Source organism: Pseudomonas sp. Z4-20, from assembly GCF_051131955.1.
Lineage (GTDB): Bacteria > Pseudomonadota > Gammaproteobacteria > Pseudomonadales > Pseudomonadaceae > Aquipseudomonas > Aquipseudomonas marvdashtae.
This window is the reverse complement of the sequence record NZ_CP071641.1, coordinates 2296214-2309198: the sequence shown is the minus strand read 5'-3', so window position 1 is coordinate 2309198 and position 12985 is coordinate 2296214. Positions and strand designations below refer to the sequence as shown.

The following is a 12985-nucleotide window of genomic DNA, read 5'->3' as shown; positions in this document are numbered from 1 at the left end:
CTGCGAGCAAGACCGCAAATCCGAGACTGTTCGCGCGACGCAGTCTGCATTTACTCCTGAACGGCTTAGGGGATGACCTACCCAAAGATAGCGTTGGCTCACCAGGACCTTGCGAGATTCGCGACAGGTGCACGTCGCTATCTTTCGATAGGTGCAGCTCACGCGGTCTTCATCAAAATCAGTGCTTGCGGACTACTGCATGGATCTGCCCAGTTGCAGCAATGCAGCGGGCGATAACAACAATCAGAAGCGCAGGACCTCATGACCCATTCCGATTTTTTTTGTTGCCCACTCAATTCAAATGGCGGCGACGGACCTCAGGTACTTCTGCCTGAGCGAATCCGCGCTGTAATCATCGCTAAATGGCAATCCGAATGAACCGCCGTGACTTTTTGAAAGTTGGGCTCACCTGCGGTGTGGTTGCCGGTTTCAACTCCAACGTGATTGCCGCAAGCCTCGACGCTGCTGCGCTGCGCCAACCCGACTTAGTCATCGCTGATAACCGGTTCGAGGCGAGCCAACGCTTTGGTAGTGAGGCAGCACGCAATGGTCTGCCCCACCACATGATCGACGGAGATATCACCGACCTGTGGTTTGAAACACTGGACCCACAGTGGCGCCGGCATCCCACAATCATTGCAGGCATGACAGCCCCGCAACCGCTCTTTTGCCTTGAGCGCCTTGCTCAGGACCGCGGCATGAGAGTTGTCCTGCGCATCACTCATGAAGCTTTGCCGAACAATCAGCTAAGCCATCAGATTGAAACGACAGAGCATTTGCTTCAGCCATTGAGCCAGCTTCTGGAGGGCCCGGATTGGAGCGAGCGCATGGCCAGGCTGGCCGGTGTCTGCTCGTGGCGTGGTACTCCGGGTTCGTGCAGCTCGCATCGCATCATTTCAGGGACTGCTGACGCCAGCCTGCTTGTCAGTCCACTCGTCAGCTGGGTTATCGCTCCGCTGATCAGCTGACACATCACAGTTCGATTTACGAGGTATAGATATGCAAACCCCGCCCGGCGTCAGCGCCGAAGACTTCGCCCAGGCACTCAGTAAATTCAGGCAAGTGGTAGGAGACGAATGGGTCTTTACCAGCCAGGAAGGCCTGCATCTGTATCGCGACTCTTACTCGCCCTATTGGGGAGAGGCCGAAGAAATTCTCGCATCGGCGGCAGTGGCTCCATCAAGTACTGAAGAAGTTCAGCAACTGATGCGCATCGCCAACCAGTTCAAAATCCCGATGTATCCGATCTCCACAGGGAAAAACCTGGGCTATGGAGGGTCAGCACCCACCTGTTCAGGTTCGGTGGTACTGGATCTGAAGCGAATGAACCGGATCCTGGAGGTTAACGAGAAGCAGGCCTACTGCGTCGTAGAGCCAGGGGTCAGCTACTTCGACCTTTACCGTTATCTGCAGGAAAAAAACATCAAGTTGTGGATGGATGTTCCTGACCCAGGCTGGGGGAGCATGTTAGGGAACGCTGTAGATCGCGGAGCAGGTTATACGGCTGCACAGTTTCGCAACCACTTCGATGCTCATTGTGGAATGGAAGTGGTGCTGGCCAATGGCGAGGTAATGAGAACGGGTATGGGAGCGATGCCTGGCGCAGAGACCTGGCAGCTCTACAAGACCGGCTTTGGTCCTTGGGTTGACGGCATTTTCAGCCAGTCAAACTTTGGCATTGTGACCAAGATGGGATTTTGGTTGATGCCTGAACCAGAGGCATTTCTAAAAGGCACAGTGCACCTGTCCAGCTATCGGGACCTCATACCGTTGGTGGACATCATGACCGAGATGGAGAATCAAAAGATCTTTACCGGCTTTCCGGACATCAACAGCCCTCTGCTGGGATCGCCAAGTCTGGCCGGCCTGCACGACTTCCTGCTTCACGGGCCGGTGGCGCGCGATGCCGAGTACAAAGCACTGGCGGACCGCGGCGCGAAACCGCAAGAGTATGAAGGCTACGGCAAGCAACATGGCATCCCTTTTTGGAATGGCGCCTTCACTTTCTACGGTCCCGAAAAAATCATTCGCGCTCAATGGGAATATGTCCAGGAACGCTTTCGCAAAGCAATTCCTGACGCCAAATTTGAGGAAAGTGAGTATTACGATCTGCCCCTGTCGCCAGAGCAGCAAAAGCAGGTGCAATATCCCGCTCAGTTTGGCGTTCCCAACATGCGCGCCTTTTCGATCGGTGCACGCTCTCACTGGAATCCCGCACCACCTTCCGAAGGTCATGCGTGGTTTTCCCCGATAATTCCCCGAGACGGTGAAGCCATTCTTAAAATCAATGAAGTGCTCGGAACAGCCGCTCGGAAACTCGGCGTGCCATTTGCTTTCGCCCTCAACGTCCCCGTCCCCTGCTGGGAACGGTGCTTTGTTTTCATCATCCCGTTCTGGATCTCAAAAGATCCTGCAAAGAACAAACAGACGCGGGCAGCGTTTCGCGCATTGATCAAAATCGCCGCGGAAAATGGCTGGGGTGAGTACCGAACCGCCACCGCCTTCCAGGGCGATGTCATGGACACCTACTCCTTCAACAGCAATATTCTATTGCGCTTCCATGAAACGCTGAAGGATGCCGTTGACCCTAATGGCATCATCTCTCCGGGGCGCTATGGAATTTGGCCGAAGAATCTACGGCAGGAGAAAAAACCATGAAGCCGTCACTCCTGGCCCTCCTCGCAAGTGCGCCGCTAAGCTGGGCCATAACCGCAGACGCCGCAGAAAGCCAAGGCAAGTTGGTGTATGAGAAGTGGTGTGCTCCTTGCCACTCTCGAGGGGAGGTCTATCCCGGCACTACGGCCTTGGATGCGCGATATAAAGGAGCCGTTCCAGCAAGCCTCGAGGACCGCTCGGACCTTTCGCCAGAACTGGTCAAGTACTTCGTTCGCAATGGCATTTCGGTGATGCCATTTTTCCGCAAAACAGAAATTAACGATATTGAGTTGGACTCCCTGGCGCGCTACCTCGCCGAGCCTGCAAACAAAAAGCAGACTGGCAAATAACGGGAATTGTGCCCATAGCCGTTCGACAAATCGTCCACTTCAGGACTTTAGGAGCGCGATAGCGTCAGCAAATTCATGGCTGACCAGCTACCAAGCTCCTCTTTTTGTTGCGCCACCAAACTTCCTTTGCGCACTGGCATTACGCGCCAGGGCCAACCCCGGCTTTCAATTCACACTAAAGCTGCCAACCCATTGTTGTAGTTCGCCACTCAATTGCGTGAGGGTGAGACCGCATTGGGCGCTGCCTTTCACATTCGAAGCAGTGCTGTCCGCCAAATCCCGCACCCGTGTAACACTGCGCCCGACATCTTCTGCCACTGCGTGCTGTTGTACTGCCGCGGCAGCGATTTGCTGATTCATCTGCTCAATCAGCGAGACTGCGATACTGATTTCTCCAAGCGCTGTGCTTGCCTTGCCTGCGAGTTCTACGGTTTGCCGGGTGAGCGTGAGACTTTCCCGACTTTGCGCAACGGCTTCGCCAGCAATGCTCTGCAAGCTATGTGTAAGCAGGTCGATTTCCGCAGTGCACTCCTGAGTCCGCCTGGCCAGGGCTCGCACTTCCGTCGCCACGACGGCAAAGCCGCGTCCCTGATCACCGGCTCGCGCAGCTTCGATTGCCGCATTGAGGGCAAGCAGGTTGGTCTGTTCTGCCACTGATCGAATGACGTCAAGCACGCCACTGATTCGATTGCTTTCCGTCTCCAGGCGAACCACCGACTCGGTAGAGCGCTCAACGCCGAGCGCCAGTCGATCAATCTGCCGTACCGTCTCACCGACAACGTCCACTCCGGCTGTTGCCTGACGTTCCGCCAACTCTGCGGCCTCTCGGGCCTGCTGCGTGTTATAAGCCACTTCCTGAACGCTCGCGACCATCTGCGTCATCGCCGAGGCAGCTTGCTCGGACTCTTGCGCCTGAACATGGGCTGTATTTTGACTGGCAATGCCATATTCAGAAAACGCCTGCGCAACCTGCCCAAGTTGATGGATGCCATCGCCGATTCCAGTCATCAGCCCCCGCAATCCGTCACACATTCGCTGCATGGAAGCATACAACTGACCTATTTCGTCACGACGATGGCTGTCCATCCGAACCGCCAGATTTCCTTTTGCAACTTCTTGCAGTACCCCTACCGCCTTTCGTAAAGGACCCACTATTTGGGCCTGAAGCACGAAGGTAGAGCCTGCCGCGACGAAGAGGAGCAGAAGCACGCTGGCGCCGAGCGATTGGAATATGTGTGCTTTCAAAGCAAGCATTTCATGGCTTTGTGCGGAGTAGACCTCCTCTCCTGACTCGAGAAGCCGCCCAGCATCTTTGTCCAGGCCAGTGTTGAGCGCCTCGATTTCCTCACGCCCAGCAAATAGGCCGACGGAATCGGTCAGGCGGACCAAATCATCCAGGTTTTGAGCATAGTGTCCCGCTGACGACGCCATTTCACCCAGAACATCCGCAGAGGAATGTCCCGGTTGGCTGACCCGCAGGCGATCAAGTTCGTGCTTGAGTTCACTGATCAACTGTTGCGCTTGCCTTGCAGCCTCTGCCGAGCGAGTGAGGCCAAAGTCCCTTTGAGCGATCTGTACTTCTAACTGCCGGGCATTAATATCAGAAATGAGGGTGATGAAGGTTCCCTACTGGAATATCGCAAACATGCTGTAAAACCCTAACCCGGCAACACCTAAGGCGATGATCAGCAGAAAACCAAAAGCGAGTAATAACTTCCTTCCAATTGACAGATCGACCAAGTTTCGCATTGTTATTTTCTCGGTAGTGGAATACTGCGGAGGTCCTGTGCAGCGCGAATGGCTATCTGCTGCAGATCCAGGCTGATCCGTTTGTTTAGGTGAATGAGCCCATTGTCATTGCTCATTCCTAGAATCCCATCAAGCATTTTTCGACAACGCCTGCCGGAAGATAGGTGAGGGGAAGAAAGTCTGATCTCGATACTGAACTGGATGCCTATGGCGTCGACGCGGCGTGGACGAAATATGAAGCGAAGGTGCGTTTTTCCATAACGCTACGCCTCCATTCTTCGTACTTATTCAGCGGACCTACCATCAGGAGTGCATTTTATGAGCAGCTTTCCATTCGGCGACCGCAGGGTTGATCACCGCACTTACATCCGAAAAAAATTCAACATTGATAACACCGGAACTGTCGTATATCAAAACGGAACGGGTGAGTCGTTGGTGTATTTCCATGGAGCCGGAACCTGGCATGGAATAGGGTTTTCCGATCAGTGGGACAAGTACTTTACGACGTATCTGCCCTATCATCCGGGTTTCGGCGCGTCGGCAATCAACCCTCGAATTGATTCAATTCAAGGTTATGTCGATCACTACGCCAAGCTATTTGACGTGTTGGGCCTGGATCGCGTTCACCTGGTCGGAACCTCGCTTGGGGGATACCTCGCTGCCGAGTTTGCGGCGCAGCATGGCTCGCGCGTAAATCGGTTAGTGCTCGCGTGTCCCGCCGGCCTTGATGTGAAAGAGCATCCGCCCACTGACCTGAGTAAAGTTCCGCCAGAGCAGATCCCCAACTACCTGGTACACAATGTCAGCAGCCTGGCGCCCTACCTCCCTGAAGGGCCAGATGAAGAATTCAATGCCATGCGCAAGAAGGAAGGAGATTCAGCCTGCCGGTTATTACTCAACGGGAAAATGATAAATACCGCGATGCCTTCGACCCTGCAGAAAATTCAAACGCCTACCCTGGTTGTCTGGGGTAAAGAAGACAGAATTCTTCCGGTCGGCCAAGCCGGACACTGGCAACAAGCCCTTCCCCACTGCGAAGTGAACATAGTGGGAAATGCAGGGCACCTGGTACTGGACGAATCCGAAACCGCTCGCCATGCCGTTCGTGAATTCCTGCTGCGCGATTAATCAATAAGCGCGCAACACCATCGCAATGTCCGACTTCCAGCGTTTCGACAAAACCTCGGGCCATCCACCGCCGAGAGCCGTAAACAAGTGCGGCATCACCCACCCGCAGTATTCAAAAAGAACGCCGCACTCAGTGCGGCGTTGATTGAACGATGCTTGCTTAGACGCCTCTCACTTTCAGCGACGCACGACTACATGTCCGACTCTGAGGCTCTTGTAGCTCGTCGAACTCGCAAGACTCAACGGCGACATGTTGACTCTCGCGAGCCTGAAGCTGTGGTTTCAGAAAGAAACTGGCCAACGCGGGCAGCAAGATCAGCGCACCGAACATGTTTACAAGGAACATGAAGGCCAACAGCATACCCATATCGGCTTGAAACTTGATGGGTGAGAACACCCAAGTCGCAACGCCCGCCGCCAATGTCGCGCCCGTGAGCATCACCACTCGCCCCACGAACAGCAGTGAACGGTAGTACGCTTCACTGAGTGATGCCCCCATACGTATCCAGGCTAACGTCACACTTAAGATATACAGCGCATAGTCGATCCCGATTCCTACTCCCAAAGCCGTTACGGGTAGCGTAGCGACCTTCAGCCCGACGCCCACCCAAACCATCAGCGCTTCGGCAAGAATACTTGTCAATACGAGCGGTACCACTGCGACTACCACCGCTTGCCAGGAGCGAAATGCAACCAGTGCAAGCACAATGACGACGAGATAGACCCCGACCAGCATCAAGTAGTTGTGGTGTTTGACCACTTGATTGGTCGCCGCCTCAATGCCTGCGTTCCCCGCAGCGAGCAAGAACTTCACGTTTGCGGTGTCGTTCTCCTTGGCAAAAGCCTCAACAACTTCCACCGTTTGTTGGAGTGTCTGCGCCTTGTGGTCTTTCAGGTAGGCATACACGGTGAGCAGATCACAATTGGTGTTAAGCAGCCCCCGAGGCGTTTGACCAATCAGCGAATTCAAGGCCGCTTGATTGGGCAGAATTTCTGCCCACTTGAAACTGCCTTCGCTGTAAGCAGAAGTCATTTGCCTGGCCAGGTTGGCGAAGGAGTTGGTGGCTTCGACGCCGGGTAATTGTCCCAAAAGGATTTGCAGATCGCGGACCTTCACCAGCGTTTCGTAGTTAACACATTGATCAGGGGGCGTCTTGACCATAATTGCCATGACATCACTGCTGGTCGCGTAATGGCTGGTCAAATAGGCGTTATCCAGATTGTATCGAGAATCGGCACGCAATTCCGGTGCCCCGGCATCCAGATCCCCCACCTGCAAGCGTGACGCAACCACTAAACCGGCTACCGCCAATATCACTGCGCAGGCAATGGCGCCAATAGCCCAGCGCCGCTGGGTGAAGAGTGTCAGCACTCGCCACAGGGAGCGCCTTCCATGAGCCGCGTCCAGGGAATTTTGCTCTTGGACAAGAGCCCGTTTGGCCGCACGATCGTTGACCCCTGTATAGGTTAACAGGACGGGTAGCAGGATTAGATTGGTGAAGATCAAAATGGCCACGCCGATACTCGCAGCGATGGCTAACTCGCGGATCGCCTGAATATTGACCATGAACAGCACTGCAAAGCCGACCGCATCGCAAACCAACGCTGTGAAGCCGGCCATAAACAAACGCCTGAAGGTATTGCGGGCCGCATGAAGACGATGCATGCCGCGGCCAATATCCTGCATCACACCATTCATTTTTTGCGCACCGTGACTCATGCCAATGGCAAAGATGAGGAACGGAACTAGAATCGAATAGGGGTCCAGGCGAAAGCCAATCAACGGTAAGATCCCCAACTGCCAAACCACAGCGATAAGGGAACAGGTCACAACCAACAAAGTACTTCGCACACAATGGGTGAACCAAAAAACCATCGCAGCCGCAATGGCGACGGCAATTGCAAAGAATACTAATATCTGATTCAAGCCATCAATCAGATCGCCGACGACTTTTGCAAAGCCAACGATATGAATATTGACACCCTCACCTTCGTACTTCCTCCTGATGCTTTCCAGTTGTTTGGATAGCTCACCATAGTGAAGCGCCTTCTGCGCTTGCGCGTCATAATCCAACAAGGGAACAACGATAGCGCTCGACCGAAAGTCGGCAGCCACCAATTTTCCGACTTCTCCCGAACGAAGAATGTTAAGCCTCAACTGTTCCAGGCTGGAAGGACTGCCATCGAAGGTATCCGGCATAACCGGGCCGCCATCGATACCCACTTCGGTCACCATCAACCAACGGGTGCTTCGAGTCCACAAGGACTGCAGAAAGGGTCGCTCTACGCCGGGAATGGTGACAATTTCATCGTTTATTTTTCGCAAGGTCTCTAAATAATCAGCGTTCAGAATGCTATCGCCCTGGGTAGAAACCACCACTCTGAGGGTATTTCCCAGGCCTTGCAGATCAGCCTCATTAGCGAAATAGTTTTGGATATACGGGTGATCATTAGGAATCACTGCCTTGAAGCTTGCATTCAGGTCAATATGACGAGCACTCCACCCCAGGCAAACCGTTACTAACGCGCAGAACATCACGACAAACAGGCGATTGTTAAATAAAACCCGCTCAAGAAGCGTACCGGCAGCAGGATCAAAATCTTCGACCTTTGTCGCCGAGGTTGTCTCAATTTTCATGTCTGGAATCTCACGGCGCAGAGACGGTTTGTGGCCCGAGAGGCCCCACCGCAATCAAATTTTTGGCGGAAACTGGAAGAACGTAAGCAGTGGGCAAGCCCCGAACCGACAGCAAATTGAAAGTGCGTCCTCGGTCCTGACTGGAGATCATTTGACCATTTTCCGCCACTAACAGAAGGGTGCCATCTTGAAGTACCGCCCCCGCTTGAATGGAAGCCTCAATACCACTGCTGACTTCATTCCAAGTCTTTCCGTCGTCCAGGCTGCGTAACACTTTCCCGCGCAATCCATAAGCCACAAAGACGTGATTGCCAGGAGACAGAATGCCAAACAATGTTCCTTCGGACGGGGTCTCACGGTGAAACTCTTCGGCCGTGATCTGACGCTCAACAATGCCTTGTTCGCCCACCAGCAACAGGCCCTCATCCGTTTTAGCTATACCGTAGTAATGCAGGCCCATCGGGTTATCGAGTTGTCTGTCCAGAGATGCCCAGTGTTTACCACCATCCAGGGTGCTCAGCGCATAGCCAAAGGCGCCTACTATCGTGACTTTTTGCCTGTCCTCAACATGGAGGGCGAGAAAAGGCTTGTCCGGGCCATCGTTAATCAAACGCTCAGCTTGATCGACGCTAATACCCTTGGCGATCCCTGGGGCACCCGTAGCTGATCGGGAGGCGGCGTCATGGATAAGTTGAGCGACTTGAACACCATCCAGTTGGCGACTCCAGGTTTCGCCAGCGTCCTCAGTGCGAAGTACCACACCTGAATGACCGATTGCCCAGCCAACGTTTGCATCCGCGAACTCGACAGCCGTAAGCAGTACACTGGTGGGCACCTTGGCTTGGCGCCAACTCTGACCTTGGTCATCTGAGAGGACGATACGGCCCGACTCGCCGACAGCTACCAGGCGCTCGCCTGCTTTGGTCACGCCCAGAAGAAACGTTGAAGCTGGCTGGAGTACTTCACGGGCAGGACGGTCCAACACAGCGGGTCGCCCTTGCTCGGCACTTGCGCCATATGCAGCGACAACCAGATACAGTGCGCTCAACCAATTAGCTGCGCGCGCGATCGGATAAACCATCTTATGCCCCCCTTGAGCAATAGCTCCGCTCAGTAATGTCCGAGCGACCGTAGGTCGCCCGGACCATGGTTTTAACGCAGGGCGTCTTGTACCAATGCTTCAGCGGAATAAAAGGAACGAGGCTTCGGGGTGACCGGAAGGTACTTGGTGTCCAACTCGCCCAAGGTATAAGCCTGTTGTTGAAAGTCTATTGACATGAAAGGTCGCATCACCACACCGGGCAGATCATAGTTAACAACCGGGTAGTTGATCGCACCGCGATAGAGCTTGTTTTGAGAGTCCCAAAGGTCTGCCATAACGATGGCCCATGTATCCTCGTCCATATAGACACGGCGCTTGGGCACAACGTTTCGAACGCCAGGCTTAAGCGTCGCCTCAACCTCCCAAACCCGATGCAGCTCCCAACGAATGACATTCGGATTAAGCACTTTTGGAGTCAACAACTCCCCCGGAGTAACGGAAAAAAGCTTGTTGGTATTATAAGGAATATACATCTCCTTCTTCCCGACCAACTTCCAATCGTATTGCTCTGGGGAACCGAAGAATCCATAGGCCTCATCGAACTGAGTCAAGCCGGACATCAGAAAGTTTGGCGTATCAAACTGTACATTAGGTAGCTTTCTAACCCGGCGCTGACCCGGCATATATTGCCATGAGCCTGGCTGCTGGCTGGTGAAGTCTTGCGGCCAAATGCCAATCAATGCCTCACCTGCACTACGACCCGGAGCGGTGGTTAACGATCGATGCCATTGAAAGAACCCATCAAAATCCTTTTCGCCACCAGGTAACGCATATCGATAGAAGCCGTCCATTTTTAACGCAGCCGTCAACGAAGAACGCCCCTTGCTATCGACCATATACATTCCACCCTCCATTTCCACTCCGACTCCTTTCCAGGAAAGGAAGTGGTTCCAAAGAACTTCTGAACCATTCTTCGGTAATGGGAATGGGATACCACCGTAGGCATGGGTGACACCCACACCATCGCCACTGAGCTGCGCCGTAGTAGCATTGGTTTTCGTGTAGTTATAAAAAGCCTCGGGAGCCGACGCGGTGCGATGCGTTGGGTATACATCAAGGCGCCACTCGGGATTTTGCTGCAACAGCAACTGCACCGTTTGAGATAGTTGATCCTTGTAGGCTGCGGAGTTCTTGCTGTTAATAACCAAAACTGGTTTTTCGTCTGGAAACGGATCACTGTTCATACTGCCCGGCTTGTGGCCAGCAGGCATGCCTTTATAACCACCCGACCACGCAGGAATACTACCTGATGCGTTGCCCGATCGCTCGGCACCAAGCGGCGTAAGCTCGCTATTCAATTTCGCCGCCTCCGCAGGGGTTACAGCGGCTCGAACAGGATTATTGATAAGCGCTACGAAAAACGCAGCCGATAGCAGAAATTTCACACTGTGATTATTCATGAAAAAATACCTGATTGCATTTAGAAGGATCGACTGACAGACGCCATCAGGAAATCACGCCCCGAGTAGTAATTGCCCGACTCGCTACCAAAGAAGTGGGTCGCATTAAGCCCCAACTTCCAGTCCTGCTGGTAAGTACCGACCACGCCGACAGTGAGATCGCCCCCTTCGTTACTACCATAATTATTAAAGGCCGCGGAAATCGGAGACTTACCTTTAAAGTTATAGCCAAGACCAATTGGAAGTTCGATATCCAGACTTGGCATCACCTGGAAGTATTGAAAGGTGGTGACGCCGCGAATACCGTAAACCGAATCATCTAAACTGGTATCACGTTGCTCCTTGTTTTTGGTGACCTCAAGCAGTTTATGTCCTGCCAACTCCGCGGCGATACTGACACCATCCCACGCGGGCCCGGCGTTTCCGACCCAGATTGCCGATACTTGGGCGTGCAACGTGTTACCCAGGACATCCGGGACAAGTACATTGCCGTTTGCCCGAAGCGGTACACCATCGCGATAAGATACCTCACCTCCAAGGTTCAGCGAGCCGTACGACATGTTGGCGCTTAAACCATACAGTCCAATCTTCTCCTTATAGTCGAGAAAGTACTCTCCAATCGAACCCGTTGCCGGATCAAAGCCGCCGGAAGGGACGGTATTGACACGGGGAGTTTTATCATTATAGCGAAGTGCATAAGCGCCGATATCGAGGTTCAAGTCGACTGGTCGCCAGCGCACGGACACCCCATATTGCGCAGCGTCCGGTTCTTTATCGGAAGCACGATAAAAATAGGCACCAGGGCCCGCGATAATTCGTTCACCGCCTTCGTCCAAAAGGTCAACTGACGACAAATAACTGCCCGCCGGGGGGATACGGGTTTTTTCCCATTCAAACTGGTAGTAGCCTTCGACTACCCAACTATCGGATAACAGCACACTCATCGAAAGCTGGTTGGTCGGCAGGAACACTTCCTGCGCTTTAATATTAGGGACGCTTAACGCTTTATAAGCATCCACAGGTGCCATACCGGCAGCGATCCCGTTATCAGTAAAAAACAGACTTTCGCCCCAAATCAGCGTGTGTTGACCTAAACGCATACTGACCGGCACATCCATCGGCGTAAACTGACCGGATATAAAGGCGTTCATCAGTTCGATTTTCTTACCCGCCCACTTTTCTGTCTGGTCGGTAAAATGATCGTTGCTGACTGAGTACGGGTTGAATGTCGCTGGCGAGTTATTATCGTTGCTGCGATTGTAAACGTTGTCGTACCAGGCCGCGCCACTCAGACTCAGTCCAAAGTTTTTCCAACGCGCATTGAATTCGCTCAACCAGTCAAACCGGTTCATCATCAATGATCCTTTATCAAAATTCCGATCAGGATCATCGACGTTCGGATTGGCCAGGTTTTTATCATTGGATTCACCGAGGCGGGAACCCAGGGAGTACTTGAGGGTGTTGGTCCAGTTAACGTCGACTTCACCCACTTCGAACTGTGCTGCGCGAACAGCTGAACTGGTACTGAGCGTTGCTAACGCGATGCCCAGAAATGCAGCGGTGGGCAACGCCGTCGATGTAAATTCGCCTTTTTTTCCAGCGTTGAAACAGATACGGTCTTTATTAATCGCCATTATTATTGTTCTCCGATTATCGGTAAGGCTCGTATTTTGACCAGGCTGGTGAAGCCTGACTTTTGAGTCCTATCCAGCCGCCAGTTAGCCGCTGTGAGCCGAACGTAAGGAGTCGGCACGACCGGGAACACCTATCCAAAGATAGACCCGCCTTTGCTTGAATCTCCCCCACTTCGCCAAGGCGTGCGGCTAACCCGCGAACATCTGCTAACGCCCGTCACCTTCTTATTTGTCCAATATCGCAGGCTAGAGCTCTTGCGCTCTCCTGTTTGGCCTTCCGGCGCCGCAGTAAGGCAGGTCGTCATGTCGGTGCAAGCAGACACCCAAGT

Annotated in this window: 9 protein-coding genes; 4 read left to right on the top strand and 5 right to left on the bottom strand. The window is 53.4% G+C overall.

The genetic code is table 11. The features are described from left to right. Positions 1-374 precede the first annotated feature (374 nt). The 3 genes from J3P82_RS10795 to J3P82_RS10785 are packed head-to-tail and all read left to right on the top strand — an operon-like array spanning position 375 to position 3005. The gene (locus J3P82_RS10795) at positions 375-968 is read left to right on the top strand and encodes a hypothetical protein (RefSeq protein WP_434562942.1); all 594 of its coding nucleotides are present in this window, start codon (positions 375-377) and stop codon (positions 966-968) included. Positions 969-999: 31 nt separating this feature from the next. Beyond that, positions 1000-2658 (top strand): FAD-binding oxidoreductase, encoded by a 1659-nt coding sequence (locus tag J3P82_RS10790; RefSeq protein WP_434562940.1) that lies wholly within the window; start codon positions 1000-1002, stop codon positions 2656-2658. Beyond that, on the top strand, positions 2655-3005 hold the full coding sequence (locus tag J3P82_RS10785) for a c-type cytochrome (protein WP_434562938.1): 351 nt from the start codon (positions 2655-2657) through the stop codon (positions 3003-3005). The genes J3P82_RS10790 and J3P82_RS10785 overlap by 4 nt, the downstream gene beginning before the upstream one ends. Before the next feature lie 165 nt (positions 3006-3170). Here J3P82_RS10785 and J3P82_RS10780 read toward each other — a convergent pair whose 3' ends face one another. Next, complete coding sequence (locus J3P82_RS10780; protein ID WP_434563780.1) at positions 3171-4259, bottom strand: methyl-accepting chemotaxis protein; 1089 nt, start codon at positions 4257-4259, stop codon at positions 3171-3173. 813 nt (positions 4260-5072) lie between these two features. Here J3P82_RS10780 and J3P82_RS10775 point away from each other — a divergent pair. Continuing rightward, a complete protein-coding gene (locus J3P82_RS10775; RefSeq protein WP_434562936.1) occupies positions 5073-5882 on the top strand; it encodes an alpha/beta fold hydrolase in 810 nt (269 codons plus the stop codon). Positions 5883-6042: 160 nt separating this feature from the next. Here the strand turns inward: J3P82_RS10775 and J3P82_RS10770 are convergent, their stop codons facing one another. From J3P82_RS10770 to J3P82_RS10755, 4 genes are all read right to left on the bottom strand, one after another. Then, the gene (locus tag J3P82_RS10770) at positions 6043-8520 is read right to left on the bottom strand and encodes an efflux RND transporter permease subunit (protein ID WP_434562934.1); all 2478 of its coding nucleotides are present in this window, start codon (positions 8518-8520) and stop codon (positions 6043-6045) included. A gap of 10 nt (positions 8521-8530) precedes the next feature. Further along, entirely contained in the window at positions 8531-9601 is a 1071-nt protein-coding gene (locus J3P82_RS10765) for a YCF48-related protein (protein ID WP_434562932.1), read from the bottom strand. A gap of 71 nt (positions 9602-9672) precedes the next feature. After that, positions 9673-11022, bottom strand: a complete 1350-nt coding sequence (locus tag J3P82_RS10760) for a DUF1329 domain-containing protein (protein ID WP_434562930.1) — start codon at positions 11020-11022, stop codon at positions 9673-9675. A gap of 20 nt (positions 11023-11042) precedes the next feature. Further along, positions 11043-12656: a DUF1302 domain-containing protein gene (locus J3P82_RS10755; protein WP_434562928.1), complete on the bottom strand. Its 1614-nt coding sequence runs from the start codon at positions 12654-12656 to the stop codon at positions 11043-11045. Positions 12657-12985 lie beyond the last annotated feature (329 nt).

Coding starts and splice junctions, on each gene's coding strand:
- J3P82_RS10795 (WP_434562942.1), top strand. CDS start 375: ATGAACCGCCGTGACTTTTTGAAAGTTGGGCTCACCTGCGGTGTGGTT.
- J3P82_RS10790 (WP_434562940.1), top strand. CDS start 1,000: ATGCAAACCCCGCCCGGCGTCAGCGCCGAAGACTTCGCCCAGGCACTC.
- J3P82_RS10785 (WP_434562938.1), top strand. CDS start 2,655: ATGAAGCCGTCACTCCTGGCCCTCCTCGCAAGTGCGCCGCTAAGCTGG.
- J3P82_RS10780 (WP_434563780.1), bottom strand. CDS start 4,259: ATGCTTGCTTTGAAAGCACACATATTCCAATCGCTCGGCGCCAGCGTG.
- J3P82_RS10775 (WP_434562936.1), top strand. CDS start 5,073: ATGAGCAGCTTTCCATTCGGCGACCGCAGGGTTGATCACCGCACTTAC.
- J3P82_RS10770 (WP_434562934.1), bottom strand. CDS start 8,520: ATGAAAATTGAGACAACCTCGGCGACAAAGGTCGAAGATTTTGATCCT.
- J3P82_RS10765 (WP_434562932.1), bottom strand. CDS start 9,601: ATGGTTTATCCGATCGCGCGCGCAGCTAATTGGTTGAGCGCACTGTAT.
- J3P82_RS10760 (WP_434562930.1), bottom strand. CDS start 11,022: ATGAATAATCACAGTGTGAAATTTCTGCTATCGGCTGCGTTTTTCGTA.
- J3P82_RS10755 (WP_434562928.1), bottom strand. CDS start 12,656: ATGGCGATTAATAAAGACCGTATCTGTTTCAACGCTGGAAAAAAAGGC.